Annotated in this window: 12 protein-coding genes; 7 read left to right on the plus strand and 5 right to left on the minus strand. The window is 68.5% G+C overall.

The genetic code is table 11. The annotated features are described in order from the left end of the window. The first annotated feature begins 42 nt into the window (after positions 1 to 42). Together ABT313_RS13230 and ABT313_RS13235 are read left to right on the plus strand one after the other, a co-directional pair. Positions 43 to 3,114: a PD-(D/E)XK nuclease family protein gene (locus ABT313_RS13230; protein ID WP_350851828.1), complete on the plus strand. Its 3,072-nt coding sequence runs from the start codon at positions 43 to 45 to the stop codon at positions 3,112 to 3,114. Then, positions 3,107 to 6,637, plus strand: a complete 3,531-nt coding sequence (locus ABT313_RS13235) for a UvrD-helicase domain-containing protein (protein ID WP_350851830.1) — start codon at positions 3,107 to 3,109, stop codon at positions 6,635 to 6,637. The genes ABT313_RS13230 and ABT313_RS13235 overlap by 8 nt, the downstream gene beginning before the upstream one ends. Here ABT313_RS13235 and ABT313_RS13240 read toward each other — a convergent pair. The 3 genes from ABT313_RS13240 to ABT313_RS13250 form a co-directional block, all read right to left on the minus strand. Further along, complete coding sequence (locus ABT313_RS13240; protein WP_350851832.1) at positions 6,634 to 7,251, minus strand: LysE family transporter; 618 nt, start codon at positions 7,249 to 7,251, stop codon at positions 6,634 to 6,636. The genes ABT313_RS13235 and ABT313_RS13240 overlap by 4 nt on opposite strands. A gap of 141 nt (positions 7,252 to 7,392) precedes the next feature. Further along, positions 7,393 to 8,013, minus strand: a complete 621-nt coding sequence (locus ABT313_RS13245; RefSeq protein WP_350851834.1) for a DUF4291 domain-containing protein — start codon at positions 8,011 to 8,013, stop codon at positions 7,393 to 7,395. 109 nt (positions 8,014 to 8,122) lie between these two features. Then, a complete protein-coding gene (locus ABT313_RS13250; RefSeq protein ID WP_350851836.1) occupies positions 8,123 to 8,680 on the minus strand; it encodes a hypothetical protein in 558 nt (185 codons plus the stop codon). Positions 8,681 to 8,897: 217 nt separating this feature from the next. Here ABT313_RS13250 and ABT313_RS13255 point away from each other — a divergent pair, with 217 nt between their 5' ends. Then, entirely contained in the window at positions 8,898 to 9,524 is a 627-nt protein-coding gene (locus ABT313_RS13255; protein WP_350851838.1) for a DUF6308 family protein, read from the plus strand. Here the strand turns inward: ABT313_RS13255 and ABT313_RS13260 are convergent, their stop codons facing one another. Both ABT313_RS13260 and ABT313_RS13265 read right to left on the minus strand, forming a co-directional pair. Continuing rightward, entirely contained in the window at positions 9,525 to 11,093 is a 1,569-nt protein-coding gene (locus tag ABT313_RS13260; RefSeq protein WP_350851839.1) for an LLM class flavin-dependent oxidoreductase, read from the minus strand. It abuts the gene before it with no gap. A gap of 76 nt (positions 11,094 to 11,169) precedes the next feature. Beyond that, positions 11,170 to 14,193, minus strand: a complete 3,024-nt coding sequence (locus tag ABT313_RS13265) for an AfsR/SARP family transcriptional regulator (protein WP_350851841.1) — start codon at positions 14,191 to 14,193, stop codon at positions 11,170 to 11,172. A gap of 93 nt (positions 14,194 to 14,286) precedes the next feature. On the opposite strand from ABT313_RS13265, the gene ABT313_RS13270 reads away from it, so the two are divergent. From ABT313_RS13270 to ABT313_RS13285, 4 genes are all read left to right on the plus strand, one after another. Next, positions 14,287 to 14,850 carry an NADPH-dependent FMN reductase gene (locus ABT313_RS13270; RefSeq protein WP_350851842.1) on the plus strand — a complete coding sequence of 188 codons (564 nt, stop codon included), beginning with the start codon at positions 14,287 to 14,289 and terminating at the stop codon, positions 14,848 to 14,850. 12 nt (positions 14,851 to 14,862) lie between these two features. Further along, the gene (locus tag ABT313_RS13275) at positions 14,863 to 15,402 is read left to right on the plus strand and encodes a dihydrofolate reductase family protein (RefSeq protein ID WP_350851844.1); all 540 of its coding nucleotides are present in this window, start codon (positions 14,863 to 14,865) and stop codon (positions 15,400 to 15,402) included. Between the two features lie 193 nt (positions 15,403 to 15,595). Beyond that, positions 15,596 to 16,171 carry a hypothetical protein gene (locus ABT313_RS13280; RefSeq protein WP_350851846.1) on the plus strand — a complete coding sequence of 192 codons (576 nt, stop codon included), beginning with the start codon at positions 15,596 to 15,598 and terminating at the stop codon, positions 16,169 to 16,171. Next, the gene (locus tag ABT313_RS13285; RefSeq protein ID WP_350851848.1) at positions 16,168 to 16,695 is read left to right on the plus strand and encodes a hypothetical protein; all 528 of its coding nucleotides are present in this window, start codon (positions 16,168 to 16,170) and stop codon (positions 16,693 to 16,695) included. The genes ABT313_RS13280 and ABT313_RS13285 overlap by 4 nt, the downstream gene beginning before the upstream one ends. Positions 16,696 to 16,731 lie beyond the last annotated feature (36 nt).

Below are 16,731 nucleotides of genomic sequence, written 5' to 3' on the forward strand. Positions count from 1 at the left end.
GCAGGGTCTACCGTCTCCGTTGACAGTCGAGGGGAGGTCGTGGTGAGCACCACCCGGATCGAGAGCACGGCGTACGGCGCCGCGGCGCTGGAGTGCCTGCAGGCCGTGGTCGCGCGGCTGAAGGCCGACGATCTGATGACCCCTGTCACCCTGCTGCTGCCCAACAACCTGTCCGGCGTCATCGCGCGCCGGCATCTCGCCGTTTCCGGGATCGCGGGTCTGTATCTGGCGACGCTCGAGCGGCTGGCCGAGCAGATCGCCGCCGGCACGCTGTCACCCCGGCGCCCCGCCACCCGCCCGATCGTCGCGGCCACCTGGCGGACGGCGCTCGCGAAGGCGCCTGGCATCTTCGAGGAGGTCGCCGAGCACCCGTCCACGATCCAAGCGCTTGCATCTGCCCATCGCGAGCTCCGTGACCTCACCGATCCCGCGCTCGACAAGGTCTCGCACGCATCCGCTCTCGGCCCAGATCTGGTCCGCCTGCACCGCCACGTCACCGACGAGCTGGCCTCCGACTGGTACGACGAGACCGACCTGCTCCGCGCCGCGGCGGCCCGGATCGCATCCTCGCCGGAGGTCGTCCGTGAGCTCGGCGCGCTCGTCCTCTATCTTCCGCAGGAGCTGACACAGTCCGAGGCCGCGTTCGTCGCCGCGCTCGGGGACGCGGCCGCTGATCTCACGGTGATCGTTGGCCTGACCGACGTACGCCGCGCCGACCGCGCCGTCCGGCGATCGCTCGAACGGATCGGGATCGACCTGCCGCGATCGATCTCGAAGAACTACCCGGTTGCGACCGAGATCCTCAACGCGTCCGACGCCGACGACGAGGTCCGCTGCGTCGTGCGCGACGTCGTGTCGGCGTTGGAGCACACGCCCGCACACCGGATCGCGGTGCTCTACTCAGCCGCTTCGCCGTACGCGCGATTGCTGCACGAGCACCTCGGCGCAGCGAAGATCGAGGTCAACGGCCCAGGGACGCGACCGGTGCACGAGCGGGCGATCGCGCGGACGCTGCTCGAAGTACTGGCGTTGGTCGATCAGGATCTGCCGCGGGCCGATGTGTTCCGCGCGCTGGCGAATGCGCCGACGCGCGACTTCGGCGGCGAGCGGATCCCGGTGCCGCAGTGGGAGCGGATGTCGCGAGCGGCCGGAGTCGTGCGCGGGGACGACTGGGACACGCGACTCGCGCGGTATGCGCAGTCGGAGCGACGGACTGCTGATCAGGAAGAGGCGGCCGAGGACCCGCGGCCGGCGGCGGTGCGGCGTGCGCAGTACAACGCCTCGACGGCTGAGCGGTTGCATGCATTTGCTTCGACACTGCGGCGGCGGTTGAGCGCCCTCGCGGAGTTGGAGACCTGGGCCGAGCTGGCCGAGGGGGTCCTGCGGCTCTTCCACGATCTGCTGGGTGACTACTCGTCTCTGCCGATCGAGGAGCAGTACGCCGCCGCGGCGGTCGAGGGATCGTTGACCGGGTTGTCGACGTTGGACGAGCTCGGTACTCCGGCGAGCCTGGCGGTGCTCCGCGATGTCCTGGATCTGGAGCTGCAGCAGTCGCTGCCTCGGGTCGGGACGTTCGGGACAGGCGTGCTGGTCGCGCCGCTGTCCGCGAGCGTGGGTCTGTCAGCAGACATCGTGTACGTCGTCGGGCTGTCGGAGGACCTGTATCCGGGGCGGGTTCACGAGGATGCGCTGCTCCCCCATCGGGTGCGCGAGGCGGCCGCGCCGGAGCTGGCGTCGTTCCGCGATCGATTGGACGAGAAGCAACGGCATCTGCTGGTCGCGTTCTCGGCGGGCTCGCGGGTCGTGGCGGCGTTCCCGCGGGGCGATCTGCGGCGATCTTCACGCCGGCTGCCGACGCGTTGGCTGCTCGGGTCGCTGCGGGACCTGACGGGTGACCACGCCCTGCCGGCGACACAGTGGGACCGTTACGACGAGGTGCTGCAGACCTCCGCGTCGTACGCCGGATCGTTGACGATGGCAACGATGCCGGCGACGGAGCAGGAGTGGCAGACACGCGCCGCCGCAGCCGGGTTGTGGGTGCAGGACAGCGTGCTGGTGCGAGCTCGGGAGCTGCTGCGCGGGCGCGGTTCGCATGCGTTCACGCGCTTCGACGGCGACTTGTCGGGTGTGTCCGGCCTGCCTGAATACGCGGTCGAGGACCGGATCGCGTCGCCGACCTCGCTCGAGTCCTATGCGACGTGTCCGCATGCGTACTTCGTCGAGCGGCTGCTTCAGGTGGAGCCGCTCGAAGCGCCCGAGGACCTGCTGGTGATCTCACCGGTGCAGATCGGGAACCTGATCCACAACAGCCTCGACGCGTTCGTCACGCGGCTGGCGGGCTCTCTCCCGGCGTACGGCGTGCCGTGGACGGCCGACCAACGCTCGCTGCTGCTGGCGATCGGGGCCGATCTGGCCGAGCAGTTCGAGGCCGAAGGGCTGACCGGGCATCCGCGCTTGTGGCAGCGCGAGCGGTTGCGGATCCTCGGCGACCTGATGGTCCTGCTGACCGACGACGACCGGTGGCGTGCGGAGCGGTCGGCGTCGGTCGTGGCGAGCGAGCTGCGGTTCGGGTTCGACGGCGAGCCGCCGGTGGAGATTCCGGTGCCGTCCGGTCGGGTGCTGTTGCGCGGGTCCGCCGACAAGGTCGATCTCGGCTCCGACGGGACGATCTACGTGACCGACGTGAAGACGGGCGGCTTCTCGCGGTACGAGGGCATCGAGTCGGACCCGGTCGCGGGCGGGACCAAGCTGCAACTGCCGGTGTACGCGTACGCTGCCCGCGCCAGGTTGGGCGAGCCGGCGACTCCGGTCGAGGCGTCGTACTGGTTCGTGCGGCGTGGCGGCAAGCGGATCCCGGTTCCGCTGACTCCCGAGGTCGAGGAGCGGTACGTCGACACGCTCGATGTGATCGTGTCGTCGATCGCAGCCGGGTACTTCCCGCCGAAGGCGCCCGAGGTGCCGGACTTCCTGTGGGTGCAATGCCCGTACTGCAACCCCGACGGCATCGGGCACAGCGAGGTCCGCGCGCGCTGGGACCGCAAGCGTCACGACCCCGTGTTGGAGCGGCTGGTGCGACTCATCGATCCGACTGCGTTGGAGACCGGCGATGAGTGAACAGCTGCTCGACGGCGCCGCGCGCGACCGGATCCGCTCCGACACCGAGACGACCCTGTTCGTCGAGGCCGGGGCCGGGTCGGGCAAGACGCATGCGTTGGTCGACCGCGTAACCACCTTGGTACTGCGGGACGGCGTACCGCTGCGGACGATCGCTGCCGTCACCTTCACCGAGAAGGCGGGCGCGGAGCTGCGGGATCGGCTGCGGGTCGAGTTCGAGCGAGCGCGGAAGGGCGATGCCCGTGAGCTGGCCGACGGGGCGCTGGACGACCTGGACTCCGCTTCGATCGGCACGCTGCATGCGTTCGCGCAACAGATCCTGCTCGCGCATCCGATCGAAGCCGGCCTGCCTCCGCTGATCGACGTACTGGACGAGGTCGGGTCGTCGGTTGCGTTCGAGGAACGCTGGGCGGAGTTGCAGCAGCAGCTGCTTGACGACGACTCGATCGCCGAGCCGTTGCTCCTTGCTATGGCCGTCGGGGTCGAGCTGAAGCATCTTCGGTCGCTCGCTCGGCTGTTCGGCAACGACTGGGACCTGATCGCCGAACGCGTGCTGGTCGATCCGCCCGAGCTGGTCGCGATGCCGGATCTGACCGGGCTGATCGCCGCGGCCGCGCAGATCGGCGGCGCGGTCGGCTCCTGCCTCGATCCCGAGGACCGGCTGCTGCCCAAGCTCGTGCAGATCCGTGAGCTCGGTCTGATGCTGGATGCCGCCACTGACCAGGAAACGCAGCTTGCGATTCTGCAAACGCTGCGTGGGTTGAAGGTCGGGCGGATCGGGCGCAAGGAGAACTGGCCCGATGTCACCAAGGTGCGCGGGGACTGCACCGAGGTGGTCGAGGTCGCCGGTTCGCTCGTCGAGCTGCTGCTTGATGCTTGCCTGCGGCATCTTTCTCACTGGATCGCGGAGCGGGTGCTGGAGTCGGCCGAGCTTCGTCGCGCCGAGGGACGGCTGGAGTTCCACGACCTGCTCGTACTGGCTCGCGATCTGCTGCGGCGGGATGCGGCTGTTCGCGGGGAGCTCCAGGAGCGGTTCGAGCGGCTGCTGCTGGACGAGTTCCAGGACACCGACCCGATCCAGATCGAGCTCGCGGTTCGCATCGCCGGTGGTGTCGAGGCCGACGCCGAGGATTGGCGCGATGTCGAGGTGCCTGACGGTCGGCTGTTCGTGGTGGGTGATCCGAAGCAGTCCATCTACCGGTTCCGCCGGGCCAACATCGCGACGTACCTGACCGCCCAGGATCTCCTCGGCGAGACCGTCGCCCTGACTACCAACTTCCGCACGGTGCCGCCGATCCTGGCCTGGATCAACACGGTCTTCGCCACGTTGATCCAGCCTCAAGAAGCCACCCAGCCGTCGTACCAGTCCCTCGCTCCCCACCGCACCAGTCCCACCGCAATCGACACCGCGACACCGGCAGGCGGGGCACTGCCCTCCTCGGACACTGCTTCGGGCTCTACAGCCGTGTCCCACCCCAGTGCACACGGCCGGCCTCTCGAGCCCGCCCCCGTGAAGGGCGGCGACCAGCTCTCTATCTTCGACGACCCCAGCCTCTTCGACGACAGCCCGGCCTCGGACGACCGCGGATCTGACGGCGACGACCAGCCGGCGGACCTCGCGTCGGTGCTGCCGTTCCGTCGACGCGACGACGCCGTGGCCGCCGACGTACCCGCGGATCAGATGCCTCCGGAAGAGGACGACCCATCCGCCGGCCCCGCCGTCACCATCCTCGGTCCGACGCCGCACGACGACCTCCCACGTGCGCAGGCCTCCGTCCTCCGCGAGCGTGAGGCCGCCGACGTCGCGTCGGTCGTCGAGCAGGCCCTCCGCGACGGCTGGCTGGTGTACGACGACCGCGCCGAGACCTGGCGTCCCGCGGCGGCCGGTGACATCGCCGTACTCGTCCCGGCCCGCACCTCCCTCCCGTTCCTGGAAGACGCTCTCGACCGCGCCGACATCCCGTACCGCGCCGAGGCCAGCTCGCTCGTCTATCAAACTGCCGAGGTCCGCAACCTGCTCGCCTGCGCCCGCGCGCTCGGCGACCCGAGCGACCAACTCGCGCTCGTCACCACCCTGCGCTCACCGCTGTTCGGCTGCGGCGACGACGACCTCTACACCTGGAAGCGCTCCGGCGGCTCGTTCACGCTGACCGCGCCGGTCCCCGATCAGCTCCTGACTCACCCGGTCGGCGACGCGATGGAGTGGCTCCGCCGGACGCACTACGCCGCCCGCTGGCTCACGCCCAGCGAGGTCCTCGCGAAGATCGTCGCCGACCGCCGCATGCTGGAGGTCGCCGCGATCGGCCCACGAGCTCGCGACGCCTGGCGCCGCATCCGGTTCGTCGTCGACCAGGCCCGCGCATGGTCGGAGGTCGAGCACGGCGGCCTGCGTTCGTACCTCGCCTGGGCCGCCCACCAGGGCGAAGAAACCTCCCGCGTCGCCGAGGCTGTGCTCCCCGAGACTGACGCCGACGCGGTCCGCGTGATGACGATCCACGCCGCGAAGGGCCTCGAGTTCCCGATCGTCATCCTCTCCGGCATGACCGCGGCGCCGAACCGCCAGCGCGGCGTCCAGGTCCTCTGGCCTCCGGACGGCGGGTACGCCGTCAAACTCAAGTCGTCCGTGCAGACCGAGGACTTCGACCTCGTGCAGCCGGTCGACGAGCAGATGGACGACTACGAACGCCGCCGCCTGCTGTACGTCGCCGCGACGCGCGCCCGCGATCATCTGATCGTCTCGCTGCACCGCTCCGGCAACCGCCGCCACTCCAGCAACGCCGAGCTGCTCGCCTCCGCCGGCGGCGTCGAGGCGCCGCACTCGACCTTGTTCACCAGCCCACCGGTCCCCGACCGCGAACCGTCCGGCAGCCCCGACGTCACCCCGCCGATCTCTCGAACAGAGTGGGAAACCCGGGCGTCCGCCGCCCAGGCCGCCAGCCGCGCCCGCTCTGCCCAGAGCGCGTCCGGTCTGGAAGGCACCGGCCCGGAGGTCGCGCTCGACGACATCGACCCCGGCACGGCCAAGGCTGCCCGCGACCTGGAGCTCCCACCGTGGACGAAGGGCCGCTACGGCACCGCGATCGGCCGCGCGGTCCACGCCGTACTGCAGGTCGTCGATCTGTCGACCGGCGCGGGTATCGAATCCGCCGTCTCCACGCAGTGCCTGGCCGAGGGCGTGCTCGAGTACGCCGATGTCGTGACCGCGCTCGTCCGATCGGCGCTGGCGTCCGACGTGGTGAAGCGCGCCGCTGCCCGCGAGCACTGGCGCGAGTCGTACGTCGGCACGGTCCAACCCGACGGCACCGTGCTCGAAGGATTCGTCGACCTCATCTACCGCGAGGACGACGGCCGTCTCACAATCGTCGACTACAAGACGGACGCCATCCCCGCGGCAGCCTTGGACAGCCGAGTCGCCTATTACGCTCCACAGCTCCAGGCGTACTCGGCCATCCTGCCCAACACCGGCCCGCCGATCCTGCTGTTCCTCAACCCCGGCGGGGCAATCGAGCGACAGGTGCCTTAGGCAACGAGGCGGACAGCCAGCACCACGATCAGCACGGTCGACGCCAGCGCGGTCACCAACTTGCCGACGTGACCAGTCAGCAGCCGCCCCAGCAACGCGCCGCCGCCGGCCAGCAACAGCTGCCAACTCGCCGACGCCACAAACGCCGCGACGACGAACACGACCCGCTCACCGAGCCCCGCCACACCGGATCCGCCCAGCACGAGTGCAGCGAAGTAGATCACCGTCCACGGGTTGAGCATCGTCATCCCGAGCATCCCGAAGTACGCGGTCCGTACGCCGACCGGGGTCTCCTGCTCGATCACGGCCAGCCGCTGCACGCGATACCGCCGTACCGCCTTGGCCGCACCCAGCACCGCGAGCCCGATCAGCACGACAACAGACGCCCAACGCAACGGCCCGACAACCGGCACCAGCAACGGCGCCAACGCCGTACCGGCAACTGCCGCCACCGCGGCGTACACGCCATCAGCCGACGCAACCCCGAGCGCCGCAAACGCCCCGATACGCAACGAAGTCCGCGCAGTCAACGCCACCAGATAGGTCCCGACAGGCCCGACCGGCATAGCAACCCCAAACCCGGCCAGCACCCCCGCGACCACCACCCCGATCACAACTGACCGAGCGTCGACCCCAATCCAAGCCCACCCTGCTGCTGAACCCGAGCCACCAAGGCCGCAGGTTCATCGAGCAAGAGAATGAAGGTCGTAGTCATACCGCCATCATGAGGACGCAGCTATACCTCCTCAACCCAATTACTGCGCCACGTGTGCGCCCGGGGTTGCGGCGATCCTGGCGGCCAACTCGTCGGACACCGGGTACGGTCGCTCGGCTGGGAGCTCCGCCTCGGCCGCACTCGGCGAAACCCGGGCGAGATCCCGGACTCGCTGCATCTCCGACGTGACATCCTCCAGCCGGACGATCCACTCGTTCACATACCGCCGTACGGCATCACCGGACAGCCCGATCTGTATCGACCGCACCCGCGGCTGCGGCGTGAGCGTCACCGTCTGCTCCGGATCCCACTGGATCCGCACCGGCGCCGCCGCGAGCGACTGCTTCCACACCTCCTCGGACTTATGAAACCCTGCCTGGTAATGCGAAAGCACTCCATGAGCCAATGCCCACTCGAACCCGGCACGTGTGATGCGGATCTGCAGTACTCGCGTCTGCCCCTGTTTCGTGCCCCATCCCGACCGGTAGGCCATCCAGAGGAACGACGGCTTGATCCACGTCATCCGACCCATCCCGAACGGCTCCACGAACGTCCCCGCCCCCAACGCCGGCTCCGCAATCTCCGCCGGGTACGCCTGATAGACCGACACCGTCCCGTCGTCGTACGACGCCCGTACCTGCCGCAATACGCCAGCCTCCATCCCCAGATCCTAGAGCCGACGCCCCCGTCGTCCGGCATCGTCAGTTCTCGTCGGCTTTGGAAGCGCCGGCCGTCTTGAGAACCCGGTAGATCCCGATATGAGGTCACCCTCACGATCCAGCGTCCGCGAGGCCGCCTGCGTGTCGCCTGAGCATCAACAACGTCTGATCGGGAACTGCAGGTACCGGCGCGTCCGGGTCCAGCTTGCATTCGAACCGGCCGTCATCTGTCATCCAGGCCAGCACACCTCCCGACATACAGGTCGGGTCGAACAGTTGCGGTGGATCGCAGAAGGGTAGTCCCTCGGCGCCGATCCAGGCGACAACGCAGCCGGACTCGATCACTGCGGCCAGTAGGGTACGAATCGTGGCTGGGAACTCATCGATCGTCGGCCAGATGACGATCGGCAGATCCCAACTGGGGATCTCCCAAGCGTCCCCACGCAGAGTGAACTCGTCGACGGCAATTGCGCCGTACCAGGGATCGAGGGGCAACACCGTGGTACGCCGGACACCGCACCGCGCAAGCCCGTACACGCTGATCCCCGGCACCTCGTCCCCGTCGACAACGACGACGAGAGAGTCCCTCGCGTGACGCGGGCTCACCCGATCCCCCACTTCTTCAATTGGTTCTCCGACGGTTTCGAGCACGGGCAGCCGATATCGCATCGTTGGCGCCTCCGCTCAGTTGTTGGACTGTTACTGAGAGTTTATCTAGGTCGGAGGTGTTGGGGCGGATGGTTACAGGTTGTGGATAACGGGAAGTGGGAGTGGCGTGCGGGGGGCCGTGGAGTCGCTACGATCTGCGGAAACAGTGTGTGAGGAACGTTCGAATGATGGTCCGCCCGCTGGCGGGTATGCCACCACAAGTGTGAGGGTGTGGCTCATGAACATCGGTACCCGGAAGATCGTCGTCGACGAGGCGATCGCGCAGCTGCGGCTGTACGCCGAGACGAACGGCGCCGTGCTGCAGTACTATGACGGGCTGCCGGGGATGACCACCGTCGGTGGCTCCGACCCGAACCAGGTCACGTTCGAAGATCTCGGCCGGACCATGGTGATCGGCAGCGATCTGCGGGCGCTCGACATCCCGTGGCTGCTCGAGGTCGAGGCGGAGAAGGAGTTCGCCGCGATCCCGGTGGACGCGCGGCTGGAGGACGCCGAGCGGGGCAGTGACCTGTTCGAGGCGGCGATGGCGCTGGACGACAAGTTCACCGGCCACCGCGGGTTCGGGCACGCCAAGAAGTCGAAGCTGCTGCACCTCAAGCGCCCGTACCTGTTCCCGGTGACCGACAGCTTCATCCGAATGACGTACGGGACGGCGTCGGCCGGGTCGGAGTTCCTGTCCGCCGTCCGCGACGACCTGGTCAACCCGGCCAACGTCCGCGACTTCAAGCTGCTCCAGGTCCGCCTGATCGCGGAGCCGGCGACGAGCGCGGCCCGCCTGCTCGGCGAGGTGCCGACGCTCCGCCTGCTCGACATCCTCGCCTCGCTGCTGGGTGAAGCGAAGTAGTTAGAACACCCCGAGTCGTGCGAGCGGCTCGACCAGTTCGCGCTCTTCGTAGGACAGGTGCGACAGGAGCGTGTCGTCGAGCAGGTCCACGGCGGCACGCAATCCGTCGATGTTGCCTGATCCGTCAACGAGTGCGACGAGAGCCTTGTCGACACCTTCGAGTACGTCGTGGATGATCTTGTGCTCCTCCTGCAGCCGGTCGACGACCGGCACCAGCTCTGGGTCGGCGCGACGCAGGTGCGGGAAGAGTGAGGCGTCCTCGATCGAGTGGTGTGTGGTGACGAGTCGGCAGTAGGACTCGCAGTAGGTGCCAAGGGTCCAGTTGTTCTGTCGCATGGTCATGGTGTTGATGGCCGAACGCGCCGCGCCGACACCGAGCGTCCCGGCGGCGACCTGCTCGACCAGATCACGTACCTGCTCGAGCTCGGCCCGCAGATGGTCGTGTACGTCGATCAGGTGCTGCCCGGACTGCAGCTGGTACGGCGTGTAGCTCCGCGCCGGGTCCAGCGCGGGACCGGTCGGCCGAGCTGACTCGTCCAACAGCTGCACGGCGCTCCGCTTCACAGACGGAGGCGGCGTCGCGACGACGCTGAATCCGCTGACCTGGACAGGAGATCCGGGAACAGCCGCAGCGCCCGCGGACTCAGCAGCGGTTTCTGTGGAGTGGCTGGTGGCGGTGGAGTTCGTGGGTTGGTGGCGGGCGGTGTCTACCGCCTCGCGGACGCCTGCGGCTACTTCGGCGAAGCGGCGGATGTCGTCGGGGTTGTCGGAGGCGAGGATGTACGTGCTCATCCCCTCGGCCAGGGTCAGCTCGGTCAGCTGGTCGATCCAGAGCTCCTCGGGACCCTGCAGGAACCCGCCGTTCCCGTCGAACCGGCCAGAGATGTTGTACAGCCGCCGTACCGCCGAAGGCTCACGCCCGGCCTCCAGCGCCGCCTCGTCGATCTGCTTGTTCATGGCGGTGAGCTGATCCGGACCGGCGTATCCGCTGCTCGGCAGCCACCCGTCCGCGAGCCGACCGGTGACCGCGAGCATCCGCGGCTTGTACGCACCCAGCCAGATCGACACTTCATGCGCCGGCTCCGGACCGCGCTTGGCGCCGGCCACTGTGTAGTGTTTCCCGGCCAGGCGGATGCCGCCGCCAGTAGGCGTCCAGACCTCGCGCATGATCGCGATGGCCTCCTCCAGCGCGGTGATGCTCTGCCCGGCCGTCAGCCGCGGCCCGCCGTTCGCCGCGACCGCATCCAGGAACCCGCCGGCACCCAGCCCCAGCTCCACGCGCCCACCGGTGATCAGGTCGAGCGTCGCGACGCTGCGCGCGAGAACGACCGGGTGGCGCAGTGGCAGGTTGGCGACGTTGGTGGTCACCTTGATGCGCTGCGTCTGAGCGGCCACGACCGCCAGCAAGGTCCACGCGTCCATCAGGCGCGGCTGGTACGGGTGGTCCTGGAAGCTCACCAGGTCGAGTCCGACCTGCTCGGTCAGCTGGGCCAGCGCGATCACGCGGTCCGGGTTGTCGACCGCGGGGGTCAGGAACGTGCCGAAGACCAGCTCGTGGCCGTAGTCCATGGTTCACCTTCACCTGTCGAAGTTGGCTCGGGAGCAAAACTACTTCGGCAGACCAATAATCTCAACTACAGAACATCTACTGGCGGACGAGCAGCGCGAAGGCCTGAGCCGGACTCAGCACGGCGCCCCGCGCGTACGCCGCCTCGTACGCCGCCTCACCCACGACGGCAGCCGCGGCGATCGCCCGGTCCAGGTCCTCGGTCTCGGTCGCGGCCATGAGGTAGTTCTCCGACGCCCGCGTGGCAGCAGCAGCGCCCAGCAGGACGGCCGCCAGGGTCTTGTCCGGATGACAGGCCGCAATCCCCTCCAGCGCCCAGCACATACCGCGCAGCGAGTCGAAGTCCACGGACACCTGGAAGGCCTCCGTGTGCAGCGCCAGCGCCTCCTCCGGGCGGCCCTGGAGCTCTCTGACGAACCCCAGCTCCTCCAGCACGATCGACAGGTACAGGACCGACTCCTTCTGCAACCGCGCTGCGTCGACCAAAGCCTGCAACCGCTCCGAGGCCTCGTCCAAAGCTCCGGTACGACGTGCCGCGAAGCCCAGCACCAGCTCCGCCAGCGCCTGCGTGGAGCGCTGTCCCTGTTCGGTGGCCAGCCGCAGCGCACGCTCGCCGTACGTGCGGGCCGACTCGTACTGCGCCTGCCGGATCGACGTCCAGCCGAGCATGCCCAACGCGCTGGCAACCTCCGGCCAGAGTCCGAGCTCCTCCGCGGCCTGAACGCCCTCCAGATGGAGCCGCTGCGCCTCGTCGAAGTCGCCGACGAGTTCCGCGTGCGCGCCGAACCAGCCGGTCGCCTGCAGCACGCCCCACCGGTCCCCCAGCGCCCGGAAGATCGTGATGCTCTCGCACGCGCTGTCATAGAGAGCCGGCAGATCAGCTCGCACATGCGCATGCTTCGCACGCGCAGCCAGCACGGCCGCGACACCCCACTGGTCCTCGTCGGCCTCGAACCTCTTCAGCGCCCGCTCCAGCATCGCCTCGCACGTCGGCAGGTCTCCGGCGTCACTGGCGGCGTTCGCGATCCACCACAACCCCATCGCGTCAGCAGCGTCCACCCAGCGGTCCCGCTCCACTGGAGCGTCAGGATGACCCAGCAGGTACATGTACCCGGCCCGCCACGCCCCAGCCCGAGCAGAGCCCGGTACGGCCTCCAGAGACCGCATGGCCTCGAGATGACGCCCACGCAGGAACCAGTACCAGGCCAGTGCATCAACAAGGCGCTCAGCCAGGTCCAGCTGCCCAGTGGCCACTGCCCGGTCCAGCGCGGTCCGGAAGTTGGCGGAGTCCTCGTCCAGCAGCTGCAGCCAACGACTCTGCTCACCACCGAACAGCCCCGGCCGCGCAGCCTCGGCCAGCGACACGTAGTACGCCAAATGCCGCTGATGGGCGGACTCCAGCTCCCCGACGGCTCGCAGCTTGTCGACGCAGTACGCCGCGACCGACTCGAGCAGCCGGAAGCGAGTCCCCTCGACCGGTACGACGAGCGACCGGTCAACCAACCGCACCAGCACATCCAGTACGTCGTCCTCACCGCACACAGCCGCCGCAGCCTCCGCAGTACAGCCGTCTGCGTGTACTGCGAGACGCCGCAGCACCGACTGCTCCTCTGGCGCCAGCAGCTCCCAGCTCCAGTCGATCATCGCGTGGAGAGTCTGCTGTCGCGGCGCAGCACCCCGATGGCCCGTCGCAAGCAACCGGAACCTGTCATCCAGTCGCGCGACAAGTCCACGTACGCCCAGCGCCCGCACACGGGTTGCAGCGAGCTCCAATGCCAGGGGGATGCCGTCCAGCCGCCGGCAGAGCACTGCAACATCAGCCACGGTCTCGTCAGTCAGTGCGAAACCACGTGACGCCGCAGCAGCACGGGTCGCAAACAGCTGCACCGCACTGCACTCGCCGGCCGCCGCAACACTGAGCGAAGGCAGCGGCACCTCCAGCGGCGGAACGCTCCACACCACCTCACCAGCGAGTCCGAGCGGCTCACGGCTCGTTGCCAGGACACGCAGTCCCGGAGCAACAGCAAGCAGCCGGTCCGTCAACGCAGCAACGTCTTCGATGACCTGCTCGCAGTTGTCCAGGACCAGCAGGCGTGACCCCATCACTGCGGCCAGTCGGTCGACTGCGGACGAGCCGCCGGTGTCGCGGAGGTCCAGCGCGGACTGCACCGCGTCAGTGAGTGAGTTGGCGACCGACAACGCATCAGGTGTGATGGCAGCCAGCTCAACCAGCACAACGCCGTCAGCGAACCGGTCTGCCGTCGCAGCGGCCGCAGCGAGAGCTAGACGAGTCTTGCCTACTCCCCCGGGCCCAGTCAGGGTCACCAAGCGCGAGCTCGCCAGACTGGCATCAACGTCGGCCAGGGCCTCATCGCGACCGATCAGCTCGCTCAACGCGGCCGGCAGATTGTTGCGGGCATGCGGCAGGTCCTGCGTGAGGATCGACTGCTGCAGAGCGACCAGCTCTGGGCTGGGATCCAGACCGAGCTCATCGAGCAACAGGTCGCGTAGCTGTGCATAGCTGTCCAGAGCCTCACTCTGACGGCCTGCGCGGTACAGAGCCTTCATGTGCGCGGCCCGCAAGCCCTCGCGCAGTGGGTGCGCCTTGACGAGCGCTGCGAGATCGACAACGGGCAAGTCTGCCCGTTCGAGCACAGTCAGGCGGAGATCTGTCAGCCGAGCCACGGCGGTCTCGACGAAGGCGTTGTCCGCAAAGTCGGCGTACGCCGGACCGCGCCACAGCCCCAGCGCCTCGTCGAGCGAACCCGCGGCCACCAGCTCGCTGAAACGCAGTGCGTCGCAGTTGGCATCTGAAACGGACAGCGAATAGCCCGCCGGGCCGGACTGCACCAGCGAGCGGCTGCCTGGCTCAGCGTCCTCAAGAGCCCGCCGCAGCTGGGACACCTTGGCAGACAGGGTCCCCGCAGGGTTGCCGGGCACGTTCGAGCCCCACAGGTCGTCGATGAGCCGGTCCGCCGGCACCGGACGACCCTCGTGCGCGAGTAGGTCAGCCAGCAACGCGCGCACCTTCAGGCCCTGGATGACCACAGGCTCCCCCGCGTCCGTCCACGCCGTCACTGGCCCCAGTACCCCGAACCGCATGAAGGCACCCTATTCCGGCCTAGTCGCACCGACCGGAAAGAAACCGTAAACGGGTTCCGGCAGAGTCTTCCTCAGACGGAAGGAGGCAGGAAAATGCGACTGGCAGTGATCATCGGCAGCACCCGGCGTGGCCGGTTCGGACCGACCGTGGCGCACTGGCTGGCACAGCAGGCGGCCAAGCACTTCGAGGTCGACGTCCTCGACCTGCAGGCCGCGGACCTCCCGACGACCCTGCCGGATACCGACGACGAGACACCGGCCCAGGTCGCCGTACTGGCCCCGAGGCTGGCTGCGGCGGATGCGTTCGCCGTCGTCACGCCGGAGATCAACTGCAGCTTCCCGGCATCGCTGAAGACCGCACTGGACTGGTACTACGACGAGTGGCACGCCAAGCCGGTCGCGATCGTCAGCTACGGCCGGGACAGCGGCGGCTGCTACGCCACTGCCCAGCTGCGCCAGGTCTTCACCGAGCTCCAGGCCGTCACCATTCGCAACACCGTCGCACTGCCCTGCTACTGGGAGCAGTTCACCGCCGACGGCGGCTGGCCCAAGCCTTCCGCCGGCTACGAGGCGCAAGCCAAACTCATGCTCGACCAGCTCGTCTGGTGGGCCGCAGCACTCCAGGACGCCCGGACGAAGCGTCCGTACAACCACTGAAAGGAAAGACCCATGAGGAAGCTGATCGAAACCACGTTCATCACGCTCAACGGCGTCATCGACGAACCGCAGCGCTGGAGCCCGCCGTACTGGGACGACGAGCACGCGGCGTACTCGCAAGGCCTGATGGAAGGCGTCGACGCCCAGGTCCTCGGCCGCGTCACCTACGAAGGCTTCGCGGACGCGTGGATGCAGCGCGGCGGCGACCCGTTCACGGATCACTTCAACGAGATGCCGAAGTACGTCGCCACCCGCACGCTGACCGAGTGGAAGTGGAACGCGCAGCCGCTCGAAGGCGACGCGGCCGAGGCCGTCCGCAAGCTCAAGGCGGAGGACGGCGGCAACCTGATCAAGTACGGCACCGGGTCGTTCTCGAAGACGCTGCTGGAGAACAAGCTCGTCGACGAGTACCACTTCTGGATCTTCCCGGTGGTGGCCGACGGCGTGAACATGTTCCGCGGCGACAACGTCGACCTCACCCACCTCGAACTGCTCGGTACGACGACGTTCAAGTCCGGCATCGTCGTCCACAAGCTCGCACCGAAAGCCTGACCCGGCGTTCCTTCCGGCCCGCACACCTGGACAAAAGGTGTGCGGGCCGGACGCTTGTCTGCGCATGACGTGGGTACCGGGCGGGCCACGGGGGAACGTGAGGCGGCGCTGGGGACCGTCTGCCCGGGGGTCTCTGCGATCGCTGCGCCATGCGCGACCGCGGGCCCGTTCAGCCAATCGCACTGGAGCTCTGATGGGTACCGTCCTGACCATCGTGATCATCGTCGTCGTGGTCCTCGCGGCGGCCGCGCTGTTGTTCATGTATCAGCGCAGACGTTCCGGCGAACTGCAACAGCGGTTCGGGCCGGAGTACGAACGCACGCTCGAGGAGTCGGGTGACCGGCGCGGCGCGGAACGCGAACTGCGCAGCCGGGAACGGCGCGTGTCGCGGCTCGACATCGTGCCGCTGAGCCGCGGATCCGCGGCCGCCTACGAGGCGGAGTGGGCCGAGGTACGACAGAGCTTCGTGGATCGCCCGGCCGGCGCGGTCGCCGATGCGGACCGGCTGGTACTGCGGATGATGCGCGAGTCCGGCTATCCGGTCGACGAGTTCGACCAGCGGGTCAACGACATCTCGGTCGACCACCCGGAGGTCGCGGCGCACTACCGCGACGCGCACCGGGTCGCCGTCGCCGACTCCCGTGGTGAAGCCGGCACCGAAGACCTGCGCCAGGCGGTCACCGCCTACGGCCAACTGGTCGACGCATTGCTGCACGACAGCGCAGAACGCCACACCACCCGCCCGACGACCGCCGAGGAGCAAGCATGACCATGTCAGACCGGCCAGACCGGACAGACGACCGCCGCTACGACCCCGACGTCGACCCTGACCTCGACGCCGCGGCCAACAACTCCGCCCTCGACGACCGCCGCATGCCCGACGACACCCGCATGCCGGCGGACCGCATGCCCGACGACCGCATGCCCGAGGACCGCATCACTGACGACCGCGTGGCCGATGACCGGATGGCCGATGAGCGCGTCGCTCAGCCGACAGACGGCGGTATGACGGCGACTCCGGCGGCCGACGAGCCGTTGGTGGCCGAGGAAGCGGTCGTGGACTACCGGGCCCGCTGGGAGGTCATCCAGCAAGGGTTCGTCGACGACCCGCGCAAGGCCGTCACCGAGGCCGACTCGCTGGTCGACGACGTGCTCAGGAACCTCTCGGACAGCTTCGACCGTCAGCACCAGGGCCTCGAGCAGCAGTGGTCCGGCGGCGAGCCGTCGACCGAGGACCTGCGCTCGGCGCTCCAGCGCTACCGCGCGTTCTTCCAGCGCCTCCTGACCCTCTGAGCAACGCTCTAGCGAAGACAAAGCTGGGGGGGTGCG

Origin of the sequence: Kribbella sp. NPDC000426 (assembly GCF_040300265.1) — a bacterium.
Lineage (GTDB): Bacteria > Actinomycetota > Actinomycetes > Propionibacteriales > Kribbellaceae > Kribbella.

Coding starts and splice junctions, on each gene's coding strand:
- ABT313_RS13235 (WP_350851830.1), top strand. CDS start 3,107: ATGAGTGAACAGCTGCTCGACGGCGCCGCGCGCGACCGGATCCGCTCC.
- ABT313_RS13245 (WP_350851834.1), bottom strand. CDS start 8,013: ATGGAGGCTGGCGTATTGCGGCAGGTACGGGCGTCGTACGACGACGGG.
- ABT313_RS13250 (WP_350851836.1), bottom strand. CDS start 8,680: ATGCGATATCGGCTGCCCGTGCTCGAAACCGTCGGAGAACCAATTGAA.
- ABT313_RS13255 (WP_350851838.1), top strand. CDS start 8,898: ATGAACATCGGTACCCGGAAGATCGTCGTCGACGAGGCGATCGCGCAG.
- ABT313_RS13260 (WP_350851839.1), bottom strand. CDS start 11,093: ATGGACTACGGCCACGAGCTGGTCTTCGGCACGTTCCTGACCCCCGCG.
- ABT313_RS13265 (WP_350851841.1), bottom strand. CDS start 14,193: ATGCGGTTCGGGGTACTGGGGCCAGTGACGGCGTGGACGGACGCGGGG.
- ABT313_RS13270 (WP_350851842.1), top strand. CDS start 14,287: ATGCGACTGGCAGTGATCATCGGCAGCACCCGGCGTGGCCGGTTCGGA.
- ABT313_RS13275 (WP_350851844.1), top strand. CDS start 14,863: ATGAGGAAGCTGATCGAAACCACGTTCATCACGCTCAACGGCGTCATC.
- ABT313_RS13280 (WP_350851846.1), top strand. CDS start 15,596: ATGGGTACCGTCCTGACCATCGTGATCATCGTCGTCGTGGTCCTCGCG.
- ABT313_RS13285 (WP_350851848.1), top strand. CDS start 16,168: ATGACCATGTCAGACCGGCCAGACCGGACAGACGACCGCCGCTACGAC.